The 20,776-nt window shown below is 65.3% G+C and carries 16 protein-coding genes; 5 read left to right on the top strand and 11 right to left on the bottom strand.

Annotated features, from left to right (window positions below):
* Positions 1 to 213: 213 nt before the first annotated feature.
* The 4 genes from A4R35_RS19380 to A4R35_RS19365 form a co-directional block, all read right to left on the bottom strand.
* Positions 214 to 1,356, bottom strand: coding sequence for an ABC transporter ATP-binding protein (locus A4R35_RS19380; RefSeq protein ID WP_112432295.1), 1,143 nt, complete (start codon positions 1,354 to 1,356; stop codon positions 214 to 216).
* Positions 1,353 to 2,621: an ABC transporter ATP-binding protein gene (locus A4R35_RS19375; protein ID WP_112432293.1), complete on the bottom strand. Its 1,269-nt coding sequence runs from the start codon at positions 2,619 to 2,621 to the stop codon at positions 1,353 to 1,355. The genes A4R35_RS19380 and A4R35_RS19375 overlap by 4 nt, the downstream gene beginning before the upstream one ends.
* A gap of 149 nt (positions 2,622 to 2,770) precedes the next feature.
* Positions 2,771 to 3,877: an ABC transporter ATP-binding protein gene (locus tag A4R35_RS19370; protein ID WP_189362051.1), complete on the bottom strand. Its 1,107-nt coding sequence runs from the start codon at positions 3,875 to 3,877 to the stop codon at positions 2,771 to 2,773.
* A gap of 344 nt (positions 3,878 to 4,221) precedes the next feature.
* Positions 4,222 to 5,313 carry a LacI family DNA-binding transcriptional regulator gene (locus A4R35_RS19365; RefSeq protein ID WP_112432289.1) on the bottom strand — a complete coding sequence of 364 codons (1,092 nt, stop codon included), beginning with the start codon at positions 5,311 to 5,313 and terminating at the stop codon, positions 4,222 to 4,224.
* Positions 5,314 to 5,596: 283 nt separating this feature from the next.
* Here A4R35_RS19365 and A4R35_RS19360 point away from each other — a divergent pair, with 283 nt between their 5' ends.
* A complete protein-coding gene (locus A4R35_RS19360) occupies positions 5,597 to 8,026 on the top strand; it encodes a TIM-barrel domain-containing protein (protein WP_112432287.1) in 2,430 nt (809 codons plus the stop codon).
* 38 nt (positions 8,027 to 8,064) lie between these two features.
* Positions 8,065 to 10,110 (top strand): beta-galactosidase, encoded by a 2,046-nt coding sequence (locus A4R35_RS19355; protein ID WP_112432285.1) that lies wholly within the window; start codon positions 8,065 to 8,067, stop codon positions 10,108 to 10,110.
* Here the strand turns inward: A4R35_RS19355 and A4R35_RS19350 are convergent.
* The 6 genes from A4R35_RS19350 to A4R35_RS19325 form a co-directional block, all read right to left on the bottom strand.
* The gene (locus A4R35_RS19350) at positions 10,088 to 11,695 is read right to left on the bottom strand and encodes an alpha-L-fucosidase (RefSeq protein WP_112432283.1); all 1,608 of its coding nucleotides are present in this window, start codon (positions 11,693 to 11,695) and stop codon (positions 10,088 to 10,090) included. The two genes, A4R35_RS19355 and A4R35_RS19350, sit on opposite strands and share 23 nt — an antisense overlap.
* Positions 11,646 to 14,624, bottom strand: coding sequence for a GH116 family glycosyl hydrolase (locus A4R35_RS19345; RefSeq protein WP_223258412.1), 2,979 nt, complete (start codon positions 14,622 to 14,624; stop codon positions 11,646 to 11,648). The genes A4R35_RS19350 and A4R35_RS19345 overlap by 50 nt, the downstream gene beginning before the upstream one ends.
* A gap of 239 nt (positions 14,625 to 14,863) precedes the next feature.
* The gene (locus tag A4R35_RS19340; protein WP_189362049.1) at positions 14,864 to 16,168 is read right to left on the bottom strand and encodes a GTP-binding protein; all 1,305 of its coding nucleotides are present in this window, start codon (positions 16,166 to 16,168) and stop codon (positions 14,864 to 14,866) included.
* Positions 16,169 to 16,736: 568 nt separating this feature from the next.
* A complete protein-coding gene (locus tag A4R35_RS19335; RefSeq protein WP_112432247.1) occupies positions 16,737 to 17,099 on the bottom strand; it encodes a hypothetical protein in 363 nt (120 codons plus the stop codon).
* A 781-nt stretch (positions 17,100 to 17,880) separates the two neighbouring features.
* Positions 17,881 to 18,210 (bottom strand): hypothetical protein, encoded by a 330-nt coding sequence (locus A4R35_RS19330; RefSeq protein WP_112432245.1) that lies wholly within the window; start codon positions 18,208 to 18,210, stop codon positions 17,881 to 17,883.
* Positions 18,211 to 18,287: 77 nt separating this feature from the next.
* Positions 18,288 to 18,581, bottom strand: coding sequence for a hypothetical protein (locus tag A4R35_RS19325; protein WP_112432243.1), 294 nt, complete (start codon positions 18,579 to 18,581; stop codon positions 18,288 to 18,290).
* A gap of 220 nt (positions 18,582 to 18,801) precedes the next feature.
* On the opposite strand from A4R35_RS19325, the gene A4R35_RS25395 reads away from it, so the two are divergent.
* From A4R35_RS25395 to A4R35_RS19310, 3 genes are all read left to right on the top strand, one after another.
* On the top strand, positions 18,802 to 19,020 hold the full coding sequence (locus A4R35_RS25395) for a helix-turn-helix domain-containing protein (protein WP_112432241.1): 219 nt from the start codon (positions 18,802 to 18,804) through the stop codon (positions 19,018 to 19,020).
* Positions 19,021 to 19,416: 396 nt separating this feature from the next.
* The gene (locus A4R35_RS19315) at positions 19,417 to 19,719 is read left to right on the top strand and encodes a helix-turn-helix domain-containing protein (protein WP_189362047.1); all 303 of its coding nucleotides are present in this window, start codon (positions 19,417 to 19,419) and stop codon (positions 19,717 to 19,719) included.
* Between the two features lie 89 nt (positions 19,720 to 19,808).
* Positions 19,809 to 20,015, top strand: coding sequence for a helix-turn-helix domain-containing protein (locus A4R35_RS19310; RefSeq protein ID WP_223258411.1), 207 nt, complete (start codon positions 19,809 to 19,811; stop codon positions 20,013 to 20,015).
* 251 nt (positions 20,016 to 20,266) lie between these two features.
* On the opposite strand, the gene A4R35_RS19305 is transcribed toward A4R35_RS19310, so the two are convergent.
* Entirely contained in the window at positions 20,267 to 20,488 is a 222-nt protein-coding gene (locus A4R35_RS19305; protein ID WP_112432235.1) for a hypothetical protein, read from the bottom strand.
* Positions 20,489 to 20,776: the final 288 nt, after the last annotated feature.

Raw genomic sequence — 20,776 nt, 5'->3', positions numbered from 1 at the left:
TTGTTCGCCTGCGTTCCTTCCTTCCAGTACTCTGCGCGCCTGCCGTCGACGCCGTCTGTCTTAGCTGTACATCAGTTCAACCGCGTGTGCGGAGAAGCATAGCTCCGCTTCATAGTGGCTCTCACTCAAGTTTCAGTCTTGGGATCGCTCCCACAAATCTAGTGCTAGTGTACCTGACAAAAGGATAACTGTCAAGCTTGCTACGACATAACTCTACTCAGTTTGCAAAGCCTGCTCGGAGTGCGGATCGAATAGCATCAGACGCTGTGGATCAAGGCCAATCTGCAGCTCCGTCCCCTCTTCCGGCAGATCGGTCAGCTCCTCCGGCTCCGGCCAGACCGCCACCAGGTGCGGGGCCGGTCCCTGGCTTGCTGGCAGCTCCAGGGTGACCTCGACTTCACCGATCAGGGCTTCGACCGTCAGGGCGCGCGCCGGGCAGCGACAGAGCGGGGCCGTCGCCTCGGCCTGCTCCAGCTCCCAGGGCGGTACGATCTCACGCGGGCGCAGGCCGACGATGATCCGCGGCTCCTGACGCGCGGCCAGCACGCTCTGCCAGGCGGCGGCGAGGGGGAGGCGTAGCGCGCCAAGCTGGCAGAGATAGCGCCCCTCTTCGCTGACGATCGCTCCCTCTAGCAGGTTCATCGGGGGGTTGCCCAGGAAGCGGGCCACGAAGAGGTTGGCGGGGCGCTCCAGGAGCTCGTTGGGGCTGCCGACCTGTTGCAGGCGTCCTGCGGCCATGATGGCCAGGCGGTCGGCCAGAGCCAGGGCCTCGCTCTGGTCGTGGGTGACGTAGAGGCTGGGGACGCCGCGCAGGCGGTGCACGGCCAGGACGTCACGCCGCGCTTGATGGCGCAGGCGCGCGTCGAGGTTGGCCAGCGGCTCATCGTAGAGAAAGACATTGGCGTCGCGGGCCAGGATGCGGGCCAGAGCCACGCGCTGCTGCTCGCCGCCGCTTAAGGTGTCGATGCCACGGCGCAGCAAGGGGGTGAGCTGCAGCTTCTCGGCTGCCTCCAGGACGCGGCGCCGGATTTCGTCCCGCGGCAGGCGCTGGTTCTCCAGGCCGTAGGCAATGTTGCCGTAGACGTCCATGCTTGGGTAGAGGCCGTAGTCTTGAAAGACCATGCCAACGTTGCGCTGACGCGGGCTGAGGCGGGTGACGTCTTCGCCCCCTAGCAGGACGCGCCCTTCGTCGGGCTGCTCCAGGCCACAGATGATGCGCAGGACAGTGGTCTTGCCGCTGCCCGATGGCCCGAGCAGGACGAAGAATTCTCCGTCTTCGACGCGAAAGCTGACGTGGTCGACAATGCTGCGCCCGTCATAGCGCTTGACGAGATCCTGTACTTCGAGTGTGCTCACGCTTGCTCTTCCCTCTGTGTGCTGGCTTCGCTCGTCTCTCGTTCGCTCGCTGGCTGCTCCGCCGGACCGTCCGTCGGCCCTCCTGACGGGCTGACTGTCACCCTGACGGGCCGGTCACCGGTGGCGATGGGACCGTGGAGCAGTGCTTGCCCATCTTCGGGGTCAAAGAGATGGATCTTGCGCAGGTTGACGGCCAGCGGCACTTCACGCCCGAGATAGCTGCCGGGCAGGCGCGCTTTGAGGGTGGCCACGAAGTCGCGCGGCGTCGGCTCCAGCGTACTCAGGTAGACGGTGCAGCCGCTGACGGTCGGTTCGATGACGTTGACCAGGCCGCGAATGGTGCTGTCTTCGCTGACGGCGAAGTCGGCGCGGCGCGGGGGCTGCAGGTGCTCGGGCCGGATGCCCAGGTTGAGACGCCGGCCCGTGTAGGGGGCAACACGCGCCTGAAATTCTTCGGGCACGGGCAGGCGAAAGGCCGCATGGACCAGGCGCAGGCTCCCGTCCTGGTCGGGACGTACCTCGACCTCGAAGAGGTTGATGCCCGGCGAGCCGATGAAGAAGGCGACGAACTGGTTGCAGGGCCGCTCGTAGAGGTCCAGGCCGCTGCCGACTTGCTGGAGCTTACCGTCGCGCATGACGGCAATGCGGTCGCCAAGGGCCATCGCCTCGGCCTGGTCGTGGGTGACGTAGACCGCTGGCTGCCCTTTCTGTCGGTGCAGGGTCAGGATGTCTTCACGGGCCTGATGGCGAAGTTGGGCGTCCAGGTTGGCCAGCGGCTCATCGTAGAGATAGAGGGCGGCGTCGCGCACCAGCGCCCGCGCCAGGGCAACGCGCTGCCGCTCGCCACCACTGAGTTGGCGCGGCTTGCGCCTCAGCAGGTGCTCGATGCGGAAGAGACGGGCCGCGTTCGCTACACGCTCGCGGATCAGGTCGCGGGGCGCATGGCGAGCACGCAGGCCGTAGGCGATGTTCTCGAAGACGGTCAGGTGCGGAAAGATAGCGTAGTCTTGAAAGACCAGGGCGACGTTGCGGTCGCGCGGGCGGATGTCGTTGACCAGGCGCTCGCCGAAGTAGATGCGCCCGTCGCTGACCGGCTCCAGTCCGGCCAGCAGGCGCAGGGTGGTGGTTTTGCCACAGCCGGAGGGACCGACGAGGACGAAGAGTTCTCCCGGCTGGATGTGCAGGTTGAGGTCATCGACGACGGCCCGTTCACCAAAGCGTTTGACGAGATGCTCGATGACGATGCCTCCGCTGGCCAGACCCATAGGCTTCTCCTTCTGCTGTTCCTCTCTGTGTACTCCTTGCACGTTATCTGCTCTTCCGGTTGCTGTCTTGATGTCCGCCGCGGCTCTCGCCGCCACTGGCCGGCGCGCTGGCGGCTGGCTCCTTCCCTCCAGAGGCTACCGCGCCTGGCCTAGAAGAGCGCGGGCGGGCCAGGACTGTAGAGGAGATGCTCGTCATCGGCGGCAAAGTAAAGGAGCTGCTCCCAGTCGGGCCGCAGGCGCTGCAGGCCACGGCTGTCGTCGGCCTCCTCCAGCGGCAGGGAGACGATGACGCGCTGCCCCAGCCAGTGACCGTGTACGAGGGCGATGCGCTCGGTGGGGATGCGCTCGCTATGGCTGATCTCCAGCGGCAGGCCGTCCGGCTGGTCGCGCAGCCAGTGCTCGGCGCGCACGCCCAGACGCAGGGGGCCTGATGGCAGGTGCCCGGCTAGCTCCTCGGGCAGCGGCCAGCTCTGCCCGGCGATGTGCAGGCGGCCCTCGCTGAGGGCGGCTGGCAGGACAGTGAGGGGCGGGCTGCCGATGAAGGTGGCCACGAAGAGGTTGACCGGCGCATAGTAGAGGTCGTCAAAGCTACCCACCTGCTCAATGCGCCCCGCGCGCATGACGGCCAGGCGATCGCCCATGAAGATGGCTTCTTGCTGGTCATGGGTGACGTAGAGCGTGGTGACGCGGAAGGTGCGCAGTAGCTTTTTGATCTCGATGCGCGTCTGCTCACGCCGCTTGGCGTCCAGATTGACGATCGGTTCGTCCATGAGAAAGATGGTGGGGTCGCGCACGATGCAGCGGGCGATGGCGACGCGCTGCTGCTCGCCGCCGCTGAGGGTCTCGGGGAAGCGGCCAAGCAGGTGCTGGAAGTCAACGCCCATCAGTTCGGCGGTGCGCCGGACGCGCTCCTCCATCTGCTCGTGGGTGTAGGCATGGTGCTCGAAATAGTAGGCGAGATTCCCTTTGCTCTTCATGGCAGGGTAGAGGGCGTAGTCCTGAAAGACCATGCCCACGCCGCGGTCCTGGGGCTTGATCTCGGTCATGTCAAGGTCGCCGTAGTAGATGCGTCCGTGGGTGGGGAATTCAAGGCCGGCGACCACTTTGAGAAGGGTGCTTTTGCCACAGCCGGAGGGGCCGACAATGGCCAGGGCCTCGCCGTCACCTACTTCTAGCGAGATGTCGCGTAGGGCCGGCTGGCGTCCCCCGGGGCCGTCGTAGTCCTTGACGATGTGTTCGAGCCGCAGGCTGGTCATGCCTGTGTTCCTTCCTCCCTGAGCTACCCGGTGGCCGGCCCGGCCCGGCGCTGACCGCGCTCTGGTCTGCCCCGCCATGATGGCCGACTCCCGGCGATTCCTTTCCGTTCTGTCCTGTTCTGTGGTCACAGATACGCTGCTGCTGCGCTCGCTTTGCCTGGCCTGGCCTGACTTGCTCTCCTTCGGTTCGGCTTCCTTGCGCTCCCGCTCAACCCCTTCCGGCTACCTGAGATTCTGTATTCTGTATTCTCTGTGCGCGGCTGGCACTTGCCAGCCCTGGCCACTCTCGCTGGCTCCCTCTCGCTGGCGTGGGTCTGATCGTCCCGCCCTGCCTGCCCTTCAGTTCAGCTGGCGCGCTGCTCGTCGTCCAGGGCGGCGGTCGCGCTCTCGGCTGGGGGGCTGAGATGCGCGCTTCGGCGGCGATAACCGCAGGACTCGCGGATGATGAGGGTGGTGGGCAGGATGATCTGCGCACGCTCGCGGCGGTTATGCTCCAACTGATCAAGGAGCAGCTCGGCGGCACGCATGCCCATTTCCACGCAGGGCTGACGGATGGTCGTCAGCTCGGGAAAGATCATCGTTGTCTGCAGGAGGTCGTCGAAACCGACGATGGCCAGATCGTCGGGCACGTTGAGGCCGCGCTCCTGAACGGCGCGCACTACTCCGGCGACCATCATGTCGTTGGACGAGAAGAGGGCGGTCGGCGGCTCCGGCAGGTCGAGAAAGCGCCGCGTCCAGGCGTAGCCACTGGCCGGGGTCCAATCGCCGTCTCCGACGAGGGCCTCGTCGAAGGGGATGCCGGCGGCGGCCAGGGCCTGACGGTAGCCTTCGAGGCGGGCATGGGTACAGACATCTTTGGCCAGCCCTTTGAGCATGGCGATGCGCCGATGCCCCAGGGCGATCAGGTGCTCGACGGCTACGCGCGCCGCGGCGACGTTATCGACGTCTACGTATTGCAGGTCCTGGTCGTCCTCGGGATCGTGCCCGACACGCACGTAGGGCATGCCAGCCTCGCGCAGCATGGCAGCGCTGCGGTCCTGGCGGTCGCTGCTGATGAGGAGGACACCGTCGAAGTGGCGCCCCCGCAGGAGACTGAAGAAGGTAGCCTCGTCCATGTCTTGCCGCCCGATGAAGAGCATCGGGGTATAGCCTCGCTGAGCACAGACCTGGCTCATGCCGCGCGCAATCTCGGCAAAGATAGGGTTGCCAAAAAGATGATGGGCGTTGTCCGGTAGGATCAGTCCGATCAGACGCGTCTTGCGCATGACGAGCTGCCGCGCCGCCGCCTGCGGCGCATAGCCGTAGCTGTTGATGACTTCCTGCACGCGGTCTCTGACGCTCGGTCTGACGTTCGGTTGCCCATTGAGCACTCGCGAGACTGTTGAGCGAGATACTCCGGCAATGCGCGCGATATCCTCGATCGTTAATTGCGACATGAGCCAACCTGCGCGCCTTCAGGGCGGTTACACATTTACTTTTGGCTGAAGTATCGTGTACAATACCTCGTGGGATCGCTCCCACGGCGTTGCTATGTGCAAGCTTACCCGATCCTCCTCCTTCCTGTCAAGGGGTGAGGTGCCCGCTCTGTCGCCTGTCACTTTCAGGCCCGGCCCAGACCAGCACCGCTCAGGCGGGCAGAGACGGGGACAGCTCGGGCGGGCTGAGGACAGGATGTCGGTACTATCGGACAAAGCAATTACGCATGGAAGGAGTCTTTTCATGGCAGAGCCGGTTCCTTTGCTTCCGTACAACCTGTACATGACTGAGCCGCCGCGCTTGCCGGTGCGGGGGCCAGAGGATACGGATGGTCCCGATTATGTGGTGGAGGCAACGCTGCTGGAGTGCAGCGAGCGGGCTGCCCGGCTCCAGGGGCGTACGCTCAGCGGTGGGACGGTCCTGATCACTCTGAGCCTGGTGGCTGATGGCATCGTGCGCGTCGTGCTGGAGGAGGAGCCTGATCCGACGCGCGTCCGCCTGGCGCACGAGCTGCCCCCTCCCCCGGCAGACGCTCCGCTGCTGGTCCAGGAGCAGGCGACGGGCCTGGCTCTGCTCTCCCCTGCGCTGCGCCTGGAGGTCACGCTACGTCCCTTCGGCCTGCGCTTCCTGGATGCCGCTGGCCGCACGCTGCTGGCCCAAAACTATAGCGAGCTGACCAACGTGCGCATGAAGCTGACGATTCTCCCCTTCGGGCTGAGCCGCGTCAACGGTCAGCGGGTGGCCTTCCACGATACCTTTACGGCGGAACCCGATGAGCATTTCTTTGGGCTGGGCGAGAAGTTTACGGATTTCGATAAGCGCGGCCAGCGCATCACGACCTGGAACTGCGATTGTGGCGGGGCCTTCAGTGAGCGCGCCTATAAGAACGTGCCTTTCGTGGTTAGTTCGCGCAAGTACGGGATCTTCGTCGATAGCCCCTGCGCGGTCGATTTCGATCTGGTGGCCAGCAATACGGCGACGTTTACGCTGATCAGCCGCGATAGCGCTCTCGATTATTATGTGATCGCCGGGCCGGATCTGAAGACGATTATTACGCGCTATGCCTCGCTGGTGGGCTTTCCGATTCTGCCACCGAAGTGGGCCTTGGGCACCTGGATCTCTTCGGGCTTCCAGCGCGATAGTCAGGCCGAGGTGCTGGAGCGGGCCCGCTTGATCCGCGAGCATGAGATTCCCTGCGATGTGCTGCACCTCGATTGCTACTGGCAGCGCTTCGGACGCTGGTCTGAAGTGCGCTGGGATGAGGAGCGCTTTCCCGCTCCGGCGGATCTGATCGCTCAGCTCAAGGCTGAGGGCTTTAAGGTGTGCCTGTGGATTCATCCGTATCTGGGAACGGCCAGCGAGCGCTTTGCCGAGGGGGCGGCGCGCGGCTACTTTCTGAAGAATGCCGCCGGCGAGCCGTATGTGGCTGATCTGTGGGGCGGCTTTCATCCGCCGGTGGCCATGCTGGATGTGACGCACCCGGAGGCGGTGGCCTGGTTTCAGGGACTGTTGCGCGAGCAGTTGCGCCTGGGTGTGGATGTCTTTAAGACGGACTTCGGGGAGGGCATCCCGACGGATGTGGTGGCCTATAGCGGGATTACCGGCGAGCGTTTGCATAACCTGTACGCTTTGCTCTATAACGATGCGGTGGCCGAGGTGACGGCGCGGGAGACGGGCCGCGCGGGCCTGGTCTGGGGACGCTCCAGCTACGCCGGCGGCCAGCGCCATGCGGCGCAGTGGAGCGGCGACCCTAATGCCACTTTCACGGCGCTGGCTTCGACCTTGCGCGGCGGGCTGAGTATCGGGATGTGCGGCCACGCCTTCTGGAGCCACGATATCGGCGGCTTCACCGGCCAGCCTTCTCCAGAGCTGTATATCCGCTGGGCCCAGTTCGGTTTCTTCTCTCCTCTGACGCGCGCTCACGGCAATAGCTCGCGCCTCCCCTGGGACTTCGGTCCGCAGGCCCTGGAGATCTTCCGCTCGTATGCCCGCCTGCGCTATCGCTTGCTGCCCTATATCTATACGTACGCCTGCATCGCGGCCCGCACGAGTCTGCCGCTACTGCGGGCAATGGTGCTGGAGTTCCCCGATGATCCGGCGACGTATACGCTGGATCTGCAGTATATGTTTGGCGCGGAGCTGCTGGTGGCCCCGCTGTATCGCGCCGGCGGCCAGCGCCCGGTCTATCTGCCCGCCGGGACGTGGGTCGATTTCTGGAGCCGGACCGTGCTGCAGGGGCCGACGACTTTGCAGGTACAGGCACCGCTGGAGCAGCTTCCGCTCTATGTGCGGGCCAATGCCCTGATTCCGACGACGGAGCCGGCGCCGTTCGTGCGCGAGGAGCCGTTTGCAACAGTGGTCTTCGAGGCCTATCTGCTGCCGGAAGGGACCGGCAGCTTCACGCTCTGCGATCTGGACGGGGAGACGACGGTGTCGGCTCGCCGGCAGGGGACGACGCTGGCGATCGAGGTGACGGGGGCGAAACGCCGCCTGGGGCTGCATCTGCTGCCGTTGAGCGGGCTGGCCGGGCTGCCGCCCGTTGAGACGGTGCTGCTCAATGGCCGCCCGTGCGAGCGCTGGATGGGCGAGACGGCCCCGGCTCTGGCTCAGGCCAGGGCTTCGGGCTGGTTCCCCTTACCCGATGGAGGGATGCAGGTGACGATGGTCCTCTGAGATTCGTCCTGTCTGGCATCATACCCAGGAGGAGAAGCATGGAGGCCTTTCCACCGCTGAATCCGCGTGCTCCTTTTATCTGGTACGGTGGCGACTATAATCCCGAGCAGTGGCCGCGCGCGATCTGGGATGAAGATCTGCGCCTGATGCAGGAGTGCCGCTTTCGCGTGGCGACGGTCGGCGTCTTTAGCTGGACGGCGCTGCAGCCGGCGGAGGAGCGCTTTACCTTCGGCTGGCTCGATCAGGTGCTCGATAAGCTGGCGGCGGCGGGCTGCCGGGTCTGTCTGGCGACGCCGAGCGCGGCGCAGCCGGCCTGGTTGTCGCAGCGCTATCCCGAGGTGTTGCGCGCCGATCCGACGGGACGCCGCCGCCACCACGGCTGGCGCGTGAATTATTGCCCCACGTCGCCGCTCTATCGCCGCCTGGCCGCGCAGATGGCGGCGAAGCTGGCCGAGCGCTATCATGCACATCCGGCGCTGGTGGCCTGGCATGTCTCCAATGAGTATGCCCCGGCCTGCTACTGCGAGCAGTGCGCGGCGGCTTTCCGCGAGTGGCTGCGTCGGCGCTATGGCAGTCTCGATGAACTCAATCGCCGCTGGTGGACGCGCTTCTGGAGCCATACGTATACGGATTGGTCGCAGATTGAGCCTCCTTATGCCAACGGTGAGGGTTCGATTCATGCGCTCACGCTGGATTACCGCCGCTTCCAGAATGAGATGTTGCTGGAGTGCTTTAAGCTGGAGCGCGAGGCGATCCGCCAGTTCTCGCCCGATGTGCCGATTACGACCAATCTGATGCGCTTCTATCGCGACCTCGATTATCGCCTCTGGGCGCGTGAGATGGATGTGGTGGCCTGGGACTGCTATCCTTCCGTTGAGGATGAGCCGCTCGATATTGCGCTGGCTCACGATCTGATGCGCAGTCTGCGCGATGGGCAGCCGTTCTTGCTGATGGAGCAGTCGCCCAGTAGCCAGAACTGGCAGCCGTACAATACGTTGAAGCGGCCCGGGGAGCTGCGTCTGCAGAGCTATCAGGCGCTGGCCCACGGGGCGGAGTCGGTGATGTTCTTCCAGTGGCGGCGCAGTCGCGGCGGCATCGAAAAGCTGCACGGGGCGGTGATCGAGCACAGTGGGCGCAGCGATACGCGCGTCTTTGCGGAGGTGCGGGCGCTGGGCCAGGAGCTGGAGCGCCTGGGCGCGCGCACGCTGGGCGGGGTGACGCCGGCTCAGGTGGGGCTGCTCTTCGATTGGGAAAACTGGTGGGCACTGGAGGATTGCAGCGGCCCAACGCGCGAGAAGCGCTATCTGGAGACGTTGCGTGCCCATTATGCCCCGTTCTGGCGGCGCAATGTGGCGCTCGATCTGGTCTTTAGCGATTCGGAGCTGGGGCGCTATCGCCTGCTGGTGGCGCCCCTCCTCTATCTGCTTAAGGAGGGGCTGGCCGAGCGCCTGGCGGCCTTCGTGCAGGATGGGGGAACACTGGTGACGACCTATCTGTCTGGGATGGTGGATGAGTGCGATCTGGCGTTTGAGGATGGCTATCCGGGGCCGCTGCGCCATCTGCTGGGGATCTGGAACGAGGAGATCGATGCGCTGCCGCCGGGACGAACGAACCGCCTGGTGTTGAACGATGGGCGCAGCTTTGCCTGCGGCCATCTGTGTGCGCTGATCCAGAGCGAGGGGGCGGAGGTGCTGGGGCGCTACGGCGAGGATTTCTATGCCGGGCGCCCGGCCCTGACGCGCCATCGCGTGGGGCGTGGCCAGGCGTTCTATCTGGCCTGCGAGCCGGAGCCAGCCTTTCTGGAGCACTTCTACGGGGAGCTGCTGGGAGAGCTGGAGATCGCGCCGGTGCTGGAGACGCCGCCAGGCGTGGAGGCGACGCTGCGTCAGACGGCCCGCGAGCGCCTGGTGTTCGTGCTCAATCATGGGCGCGCGCCGGCGACGGTGATGCTGCCGCCGGGGCGCACGTTTGAGGAGCTGCTGACGGGGCGGTCGCTGAGCGGCTCGCTGACGCTGGCCGGGCAGGAAGTGGCCATTCTGGCGGAGCCGCTCGCTTCTGAGTCTAGCCGGCGGGCAGGATCTTGAGGACGCCGCCGCGCTCGCCTGGCGGGGTGGTGGGTAGCGTGATGTGCAGGCCCTGGTCGTCGCGCTGCCAGGGCAGGGGGGCGTCGCCGCCGAGCAGGTGGACGGCGCCGACCTCCTGCGGGTAGTGAGGGCTGGCGGCGGCCAGGGCCTGGATGCTGATTCGGCCCTCCTGCGGCCAGACGGGCAGTAGCACGTAGAGGATCTGGCCGCGGCGGGTGAAGCGCAGGTCTTGCCCGGTAAAGGCGGCCTGCTGCCCTTCGCTGAAGGCGCCGGCGGCGCTGGCGGTGGGGCCTTCGCCGTGGAGGTGCCAGGGCTGGCTGTCGTAGATGGCTTCGCCGTTGATGGCCAGCCAGCGCCCCAGGCGACGCAGCAGGTCAATCTCTGGCTCGGGAATGCTGCCGTCGGGGCGCGGGCCGATGTTGAGCAGGAAGACGCCATTCTTGCTGACGGTGTCGATGAGGTCGTCGAGCAGGGCGCCGAAGGGCTTGTAGTCCTGGGCGGTGGTGTAGCCCCAGGAGTTGCGGGCGACGCTGGTGTCGGCCTGCCAGATGCGTGGGCTGATAGCGGGACGGCGTCCGCGTTCGATGTCTTCGACGGCGCTGGCTTCGTCAAAGGCGCCTTCTTTGTAGGTGATGACGACTTCCTGCCCCCAGTGGGCGGCGCGGTTGTAGTAGTAGGCGGCGAAGCGGGCCAGGTAGGGGCGGAAGACGGGCCGTGAGATCCACCAGTCGAAGTAGATGAGGGCGGGCCGGTAGCGTTCGACTAGCTCGTAGAGCCGGGCCAGCCAGTCGTCGAGAAAGGCGCCGTCGGGCGGCTCATCGTCGGGCCGCGCGGGTCCGTAGAGGTCGGCGTACTGGGGGTCCTGGACGTCGCTGGGGATGGTTCTGCCGCCGTTGAAGAACCACCAGTGCTCGGCGCGGTGCGAGGAGAGGCCGAAGGTGAGGCCGGCAGCCCGCACGGCGGCGGCCAGTTCGCCCAGGATGTCGCGCCGCGGCCCCATGTCGACGGCGTTCCAGCGCGAGAAGGAGCAGCGGTACATGGCGAAGCCGTCATGATGCTCGGCGACGGGGACGACGAAGCGGGCGCCAGCTTCTTTGCAGAGGGCGGCCCAGGCGGCGGGATCGAAGCGCTCGGCCCGGAAGCGGGGGATGAAGTCTTTGTAGCCGAAGTGCTCCGGCGGGCCGTAGGTGGCCAGATGGTGACGGTGGGCCGGCGTGGCGGGCAGGTACATGTTGCGCGGGTACCATTCGTTGTCGTAGGCCGGGACGGCGTAGACGCCCCAATGGATGAAGATGCCGAAGCGCGCGGCGGCGTACCAGGCCGGCACGCGGTAAGCGCGCAGCGATTGCCAGTCGGGGAGAAATGGCCCGGCAGCGGCCAGGCGCTCGATCTCGCTGAGCGCTTCCTGCTGCTCATACCGCTCTTGCGGCTGCACGGAGAGGCTCCTCCTTTCCGTTCCGTTCCGTTCCGTTGCTGCTTCTTTTGTTGCTGGGCCTGCCGATTGTCGGCGAGCCGGGTGGGCCAGGCCGGGCCGGCTAGAGGCGCACCTCCAGGGTCTGGCCGGCTTCGATGAGGAGCGGCTCATCGAAGTGCCAGTTCGCTCCTTCGCGGCGGCCTGCGATAGGGACAGCGGCCAGCCAGACGGCCTGTTCGCCCGGGGCCTGACGCGGCGTGGCGGCCTCGGCGGGCAGGGTCAGCCGGCGCAGGCTGAGCTGCCCCTCCTGGATGTGGAGCAGGAGGCGCCCTTCACCGGCGCGGTACTCGATGTTGCCCCAGGCGCCGGGCAAGACCAGCGGCTGCCGCCAGTGGCCGTCGGCGGGCTGCAGGCGCGGCTGCAGGCTCAGGGCCTGGCGCGGGGCATCGTAGCTGAGGCCGCCGAGGGCCGGCCAGGCCAGCCAGATGCTCAGCGCTCGATAGTAGTGGCCGCCGCACTCTTGATGGTCCCAGGTCTGGCCGGCGCGCTCGTAGCGCGTGTACACCTCGTGGATCACGCTCAATCCTTCGCTGACGAGGCCCTCGAGCAGCATCTGGACGGCGACGGCGTATTCGGTCCCCGACCAGACGGTCTCGGCCTGATGGCGCGGGTCGCCGAGGGTCCAGTGATCGGGCCGGTCGGCGCGCCTGCCGGCTGGGAGCATGCCGTTGACCAGGCCGCGCCCGGGCACAAAGTTGTAGCGATAGATGGCGCGCAGGGCCGACAGGATGTGCTCACGTGGCAGAATATCCCCCAGGCCGAGCAGGGTGGCATAGAGCTGGCCGCTGAGCTGATCGGCCATACAGGACTCGTTGCGCCGTCCGCTGCGCGGATCGACCCACAGGTTGTAATACTCCCCGTTCCAGAGCAGGCGCTCCATGCTGGCCTGGCTCTCGGCAAACTGGCGCTCCAGGTCGCGGGCGTAGTCCTCGTCACCGAGCAGGCGGGCCATCTGGGCGCTGGCCTTGAGGGCCGCCAGCCAGATTGACGAGACGTAGGCCGAGTAGCCGATGAAGTCCCAGGTATCGTACGTCTGGGAGGAGATGGCCGTCTCCGAGGGGGCGTGGTCGTAGTGGTAGGGCAGGCCGACCTTGAATTCGTCGATGCGGCGGGCGTGCTCCATCGCCGCCTTGACCGCCGGCCAGAGCCGTTCCAGGGCCGGGCGGTTCGCCGTCCACAGGTAGTCGCGCCAGACCTGCAGGGCGAACTTGGGCATCAGGTCGACCATGTGGTAGGCGTCGACGACGGCGAAGCTGCCAGGGAAGAGGTGCGGGATGCGCCCGCTGGCATCCAGGCCGGTTTCGGCGGCCACTGCGCGATAGAGGGCCTGGCGGCGCTGGGGATCACGGGCCAGCTCCGGTTCGCGCTCGATGCGCTGCCAGACGCGCTCACGGTTAGGGGCGAAGGCTAAGAAATAGTCGTCGTAGCGCGGCGAGTCGGGCGTAAGCTGGAAGTCGGCGGTCATCTGGAGCTGGCGCTCCTCCAGCTCGGGGAAAAGGAGGGCCACGGCGTGGGAGCCGTAGTACGAGACGTCGAGGGTCTGCAGGCCGCAGCAGCCCAGGCCCTCCCAGATGCCGAAGCGCCCGTCGCGCACCAGCCAGGAGGATTTGACCAGGGTGGTGAGCTGGGCGTTGATGGCGTCGGCCAGCCAGTCGGGGACGGAGGCGCCGTACTGCAGATCGTGGAAGGCGCGCGTGCGGGTGTAGAGGGCCGCTCGGGCCTCGGCGACGTAGCGGGCGACATCGAGGGCGTCGCTGAACCAGGTTTCGTAGCGATGGCCGAGGTCGTCGCCGACGTTCTCGCCGCGGTGGTTGGGAAAGTACCAGGTCAGGATAAAGGTCAGATCGCGCTCGCTCCAGGGGGCCAGCTCCAGCACCGGGCTGCTGATGACGCCGTGGGTGCGGCGACTGGCACGGGCGTTGAAGAGCTTCGGGGCCTGCTCGCCGAGAAGGCGCGCCAGGGCCCCCAACTCGCTGAGGCGGGCGCTGGCCTGGACGGGGTCGCGCTGCAGCTCGGGCCGCGCCTGGCGCTCCTGCTCGTACTGGGCGCGCTCTTCGGGCGTCAGGTTGAGTTCGAGCAGTAAGGCCCAGCGCCAGCGCGTATCTTGATAGCGGATGGGATCGGCGGCGATGCGCTCCTGCAGCTCTCGCCGGTCGGGGACGAGAGCACTGTCGACCATGCCGCGCAGCAGGCTGGGCAGTTGCCCGTAGGCGCTGGCCGGGTCGAGTCCTTCGCGGACGATGCGCTCGAGCAGGGCGCGCAGGGGGTCGCCGCCCACCGGATCAGGGACAAACTGGCCGCCACCGGCCCAGCTCTGCCAGGCATTGAGGTCGCCGACGTCGCGCAGCTCGGCCACCAGCTCGGCCCCGTCCTCTAGCAGGGCGAAGACGAGCGAGCCGCGCGCCAGCGGATGGTCGGCGGGCAGCCCGGCAGCGCTGAAGACGAGGGCGCTCAGCCCGGGCGCCCGCTCGCGGCGCGTCTGGGGCTGGCCGTGGCCGCCGCTGAGAGCCTCCAGGCTAAAGACCTGCGGGAGGAGGCCGAGCAGAGAGACCTCGATGGCTGTGGGACTGGGATTGCTGAGGTGGAAGGTGAAGAAGGCCGCCGGCAAGGCCGAATGCTTGACATCCCCCGGCACGAAGCTCGACCAGGCTTCGAGGCTGACGGCCAGCGGCAGGGCCGGGTCGCGATAGTCCAGCCAGGCAAAGGGGAATTCGCCACTGAAGTGGATCTCCTGGACGCTTTCGACATATGACAGGGTGTAGGTGAAGCGCGCTTCGCTCTCGCTGCGCTCGCGCAGGATGCGCACCACTGCCGGCTCTGCCGCCTGGCCCTCAGCCGGGGAGCGCTTGCGTCGGGCACGGATGGCGAAGAGGGTGTCGCCGGGCCGCACGGGCGAGGTGATCGGCGGACTCCAGGGGGCGCCGCGCCCACTCCAGGGCGGATTATTGAAGATCTGCCATTCGTGCAGGGCGCCATCAGCGCGGATCTCGATGCTGCCGGTGCCCAGCCCTCCCAGGGGGATGCCGGAGAGCGGGGCCACGCCCCGCCTGCTTCGCGTGCGAGCTACTTTCATGGCTCCGTCCGTTTGCTCCTGTGTCTTGCTCCTGTGGGGCTGACTGTGACACGTCTGGGACCGGTGGCCGCTGGAGCGCGCGCCCGGCGCGGTTCGGCCTGCGGGCGCTGCCGACTGACAACGGCCCCGGTGGGTTGGGTTGCGTTGGGCTGCCGTTGGGCGCCGGTTGGGTCGCCAGGCCAGCGATCTGCCTCTGCCGGGTCAGGTCAGGGTCCAGCTCTATGCTGGCTGGCGCCCGGCCCAAAACGGTAGTGCGGCTGGGGCGGCGCCGGCTGGAAGGCGCTCAGCTCCTCAATTTCGGCCCGCAGTCCAGCAGGAGCCGCCTCCAGGACGGCGCGCACGTGCTTTTCGAGAACGGCGGGCGCACAGTCGACGCGCGCGTTGAGCAGCCAGATGGCCTCTTCGGGCGGCAGATGGACGCTGCGCGCGTCCCAACTGATGGCCGCCGGCTTGGGACCGCAGAGGCTGGCTTTGATCAGCCGCTCGTGGAGCGGCCCCTGCTCGCTGTCCGCCGCGGCACCCGAGAGCTGGCGCTCGTCCGGTTCCTCGCTGAGGAGGTGCCGCAGGGCCTGCGGGGCTACCAGCAGATTGATATGAGCGATAGCCAGCCCGGCGCGCGCCAGCCGCTCCTGAAGCTGGCTGAGCAGGGCCGCGGCCCAGGCCAGCACCTGGCCCGCCTCGCCATCGATGGCCCCGATCGGACGAGAGGGCTGCAGACGACCGCGGGCGTTGAGCCAGCCCAGACGCGCCTCAGCTCGCGCATAGCGCGCGTAGTCGAGGTCGTCTAGGCGATGGGCTTCGGCCTCGCTGATGCTGGCCGCGTTGACGTCCTGCAGCAGATTATCAAGCCAGAGGGCGACGCTCTCGCGCCGGCGCGCCGTCATGGAGAGGACCGGCACCCCGGGACAATAGGCCCGCAGCCAGTTGCACAAAAAGAGCTGCTCGTCGCTGCCGAGCAGGTCGCTTTTGTTGATCAGGAGCAGGTCCCCCTCTTCGATCTGGCGCGCAAAGAGATAGGCGACATCGTCGTTGAGCAGGCTCAGGTCGCCATGCCGGATCAGGTGGGAGAGGCGCGGACCATCGACGACGATGCTCAGACAGGCTGGACGGTAACGCTCGCGGTAGAGGTGTAGGAGGGGCAGGATGACGGTGGCCTGCAGGTCGGTGCAGCTCCCAACCGGCTCGGCCAGAATAACGTGCGGCTCAAGGCGCCTCTCCAGGTCGGTGATGGCTTCTAACAGGTCGCTGAAACGGCAGCAGAAACAGCCCGCGGTGACCTCGGCGACGGCCTCGCCCGGCCAGGTGGCGGCGGCTCCGCTTTCGCTTGCGTCGGGAGCGAGAGCGGCGGCGGCCAGGGCGGTGTCGACGAGTTCGCGCCCCTGGTCGTTGGTGATCAGGGCGATGCGCAGGCCGCGCTGACGCAGGATGGCGGCAGCCTGGAGCAGCAGGGTGGTCTTGCCCGCCCCCAGAAAGCCACCGGCGATGATCAGCTTGGGCCTGGTTTGCAGCACTACGCTCCTCTTTCGTTGGTTAAGCGGCAGCTACTCCCTGCGCTGGACGCGGAGCCTCGCCCCTGTCCAGGCGCAGACGCGCGCTCAACGCTGGCCGGCAGATCACCCGCCATCGTGCGCGCTCTACAGGAAAGGGTAACAGAGGCACCTTCGCCCTGTCAAGCGAGAACGCTCTCAGGCCCGGCGCGGCCTCACGCGCTGCTACCACCCACCCCATAACCAACCGGAAGCCAGCCAGCCAGAGAGGGGAGTGACGATGACGGGCCAGGAGGAAGAAGCGGGCCTTCCAAAAAGGACACAGCGACAGGCCCGGGAGGGCGTCGTGAAGGGGGTTACGACGCCAACCCGGCACCTGTCGCCGCGCCCGGATCAGAAGAGGGCGCTACAAAGAAGGGCAAAACACTGAAACAGGAGAGAGGTATCTGGTAAAAGAACCGCTCACAGCTTGTGTATGCGCACGAGGCGCAGCGAGGTATGACCAGACCTCGCCTGATATGAGCCGGGGCGCCCGGACTCGTCCGGTCACGTCACGCTCAACTGCGCCTTCCTCGCTTCCTCGCTTCCTCGCTCAGAGAATGCACCACGGCTCGCCGTCGAGCTGCGGGTAGTCGCGCTGATGGATGCGCTCCGCGCAGGGAGCACAGCAGGCGGCGAAGGTGATCGATGCATATTCGAGCACCTTGTGCAGACAGAGATCGCTGGCGATGCGCAACTGCCATTTTTCCGGCAAATAGCAATACTCGCGGGCCACGTAGTCGCGCAGCTCCTGGGCCAGCCGGGCGGGCATGCGCAGGCCGTAGCGATGCTCCGTCAGGCGGCCACAAATACAGCGGGCGCAGAAGCGCGGATCGAGAGAGGAGGTCGCGGCATCCTGGGAAGATGGCTGGCCGGTGGTGTCGACGAGCGCGGCGCTCTCACTCTGCTCTGACATCGTCTGCTTGCTCCTTCTTGCTTGCTTGCTTGGTTTTTGCTTGCTTGTTTGCTTACTTGCTCTCTCTCTCCTGGCGCACAGCTTCACAACGAGGCGGGCAAGCCTGGCTGGGCTGGTAAGGGGGACGGCGCCGGCCAGACCGACATCTGGCGTCTGACGTCCTGGTGCCCCAACTCCCGAGAACCAGGGAGCACCACACTGGCGCCCCACGCCCTGATGCCTGACTGCCGGGCCGGGCCGGCCCCCGCCCTGCCTCCCTGCTTCTTCTCCTGCTCTTCCTCCTGCGTCCCTGATGCTGCGGGCAGCGGATCTGGTCGGCCCGGTACCGCCTCCTCCTGGGCGCGGGGAGCTGCCGCAAGTTGCCCTGCTCCGCTCTGTGCTGCGCCCGCTGTCGCGGCGCCGGTGCCAGGGCTAGGGATCAGGGCCGGCGCTGGACAGCGAGCCAGTCAGCCATTCACAGGGCTACCACGCGGCCCCAACGGCCCGCCCGCATGAAACGCGAGAGGCGAGCGGGCCGGGGGTGATGGCTCGCAGGAAAGGAGCGTCGGTACGCGACCACGATCCGCCCGGTATCCCTCCGGGCCTGTCGCTGGCTACGCCTTACGCCGCTCGCACCCACACGAACGGCCTCGGGGCAGACCGCTGACTCGCCCGCCCCGGCCTGGCCGGGCTCGGTTCACTGCAGCCAGGACCGGGACGTAGCGACACGACGGGGCCACCCCTGCGGGCCGCCTCAAGGGCAAGCCGGCTACAGGTGCATCCAGTTGAGCAAGGAAGAATCTCAAGGAAAGGCAATGAACCGGGAACGTCCCCCCCGCGCTGACGGGTGGGTGGGCGCAACGTCCCGCCTGCTTGTCACTCCCTGGCGCACCACCGCGGCAGCCGCCGGCGAGAGCGAGGACGGCAAGAGGCGAAAGCGATAGAGAAGATCGCGCTCGCCGTTGCTTGCTTCCCGGTACCAAATCTGCACCTCCACTGGCTCAATCACGAAACGCTTCAGCCGCCGGCAGTGCGCGAGTAACTGGTAAGGCCAGCGATATGCTCCCACCAGCGCCGCTGGCTGGCCAAAGCTCTTCCGTCGCGGATAGACGATCTCTAGTTCGTATCCCATAATTCACGGTGCTCTTAAGTTCATTGTACTCGCGGGCCAATAGCAATGAATCAGTGTTTGTTCTGCGTCTTTAGTCGCTATAACGGCTCATAAAGACCCTGACCATCCTCTCCAGGTTCCGTCTCCACCGCCTTCCCCTCCAGAGGTCGCAGCATGCGCCGCGCCCCAAAACGCAGGATCTCCCGCCCCTCCCGCTCAACGACAATGGTGAAAGGATCAAAGAGCGGCTCCGCGCTGAGCTGCTCCAAAACACGCCGCAAACAACGCTCACAGGCCGCAGGCAGCAGGAACATGTCCCCGCCTTCCTCACGATAGCAGATCACCAGGTACGGCGCCTTCCCCTTCCCCTCCCCAACCGGCGGCAGGTTCATCGCTCACCTCCGAGTTCTTTCAAGACGTGAAAGCCTGTTTTCCTCTACAAGATTAACATCTATCTTTAGACATTTCCAGTATCTAATTAAGTGACTCACATAGATAATTCAAAAAAGTCACGCAGTTGCGTGACTTGATCAGGATACTCCCCACAGGTCCATCCGCTCCGCTATACTCCTAAGCAAATCTCATCAATGAAGCTTATTCGCGAGTGAGGATATGTTTAGATTAAGAGTTAAAGAGGTAATTAAGAATCAAGGCAAGACAGTAGGATGGGTCGCAAGAAAGGCAGGCTTGTCTCATTCAGTAGTCAGGAGAATGGTCAAAGATCCTAACTACACCCCGCAAGCTTCGACTCTACTGAAGGTAGCGAGAGTCTTAAAGTGCAGCTTAGAGGATCTTATAGAATATATACCTGAAGAGGAACAAGAGGCATAAGATCCTCGACACCTCCTAAGCCCTGTCCATCACTCCGCGCTTTCTTTCTCCTCCTGAGAAGGGAAGCCAGACCGCTAAAATCGTTGTCAGCTCAGTAGAGGAGCGGCCTGGCTGCCCTTCCTTACACCTATCTGATCAGATTGATCCAAAGACATATATCTATTTATGCTTATCACTAAGAACAGGTATTACTGAGCGGCTTCTTTTACATCTAGGTATATACCTATAATTGATCTAGTGGAGCAAACAGAGCAGATAGCTCACTCCATCCAATTGCATCCCCTTAATTCAGTCTCCCCTATTGAGGGTCAGAGAGGGATTGCTTGCCCTCAAAAGGAGGCCATTTCTGGGGGTGTTAATTACACAAGAAGGGCAATGAACAGGAAGGAGCAGAGAATGTACCGTTTACGAGTCAAGGAGGTCCTTCAACAGAAGGGCGTCACTCAGACATGGCTCGCACGGCACACCGCATTGACTGAAGCAATGGTAAGGCGACTGGTACGTGATCCCTCGTATCTCCCCTCAATAGCCACGATGGCCCAGGTAGCGAAAGCGCTGCAGGTGCACATCGACGATCTGATCGAAGAGATCCCTGACCCATCGCCATTTGCTCCCAGGTCCTCAGAGCCTGCACTCTCCTCCCAGCAGCAGCAGCCAGATCAGACAAGGCAAACCAACCAGGAGTCGCGCATCAACTGACGTGCGCAGCTAGAGCAATCAGGTTGTCTGGATGAGCAGGAGTCTTGGCCTGTTTTTGTCAGGGCTCGCCAGGCGAGGAGAGACAGGAAGTGTATCGTAATCGACTGCACAAAGCCTTGAGGGAGAGAAGAATGAGTCCCGAGCGTCTGGCACAGCTCGCCTCGGTGCCAGAGACAACGATTAGCCGCATGATCAAAGATCCCGCTTATATGCCTCCTGCATCGACGCTTGCCAAAATCGCCCGCGCCTTACAGGTTCCTATGAGAGATCTTCTCGAAGAAATTCCTGATCGCTAGTTCTCCTGAACGGCAAGGATAGACGGGACAATAGCAGCGCGCCTGGCCTGCGGCTCACATCCGCTGACCAGGCGCGCCATATGCAAAACTCGGAGGTAACCGCATATAGGATAAAGCAAAGCGCTGTGGCTGTCAAGCCGGGGGGTCTGATCTCCTGGCTCAACGCGCTTCCCTCCCTGGCGAAGGCATTAAGCGGGCTTCATCGCTGCGGATTGATGACCGTGATCACCTGTACACGGCGCCCGCCTCGCTCACGACGGCGAGCGAGAGCGCTGCCACAGGTAGGCGAGGAGTGCCAGCACCAGGCCCACCACCAGGCCAATCCAGGCCGCCGGCCTGATAAACGGCTCCTGCCTCGCCTGCAGCAGCGTGACCTCCAGCAAGCCGGAGCCGACATAGAGAAAGACGGCCAGCACCAGCAAAGCCAGGCCCAGGCCCAGCACCACCGGCAGCAGCCGGCGTCGATCAGACATCGTTTTTGCTCCTTTGGCCCTCGCGCCGCGCACGCAGCGTACGTGGCGCGTCACCCTATCAAGACAACGGGCCAGATTCCGCCGTTCGTCACCTTTTCTGCTATTTATTTGTCTATATAATACCAGCCAGCCCGGAGGGCCGCAAGGAGGAGCCGGGGCTGGGGCCGGCCCCGGAGAGAGCGCCGTCGAGCACGCCCCTCGCACCAGTCCCCCTTTGCGCTGCTGCCGCTTCTCCTTCCCAGAGCGCGTCTGGAAGAGCGCGCCCGAACTTTGATATACTTGGGGGGA

The sequence above is a fragment of the Thermogemmatispora tikiterensis genome, assembly GCF_003268475.1.
Classification (GTDB): Bacteria; Chloroflexota; Ktedonobacteria; order Ktedonobacterales; family Ktedonobacteraceae; genus Thermogemmatispora; species Thermogemmatispora tikiterensis.
Note: the sequence above shows the minus strand (reverse complement) of the source record. Positions and strands in the feature narration are given on the sequence as shown.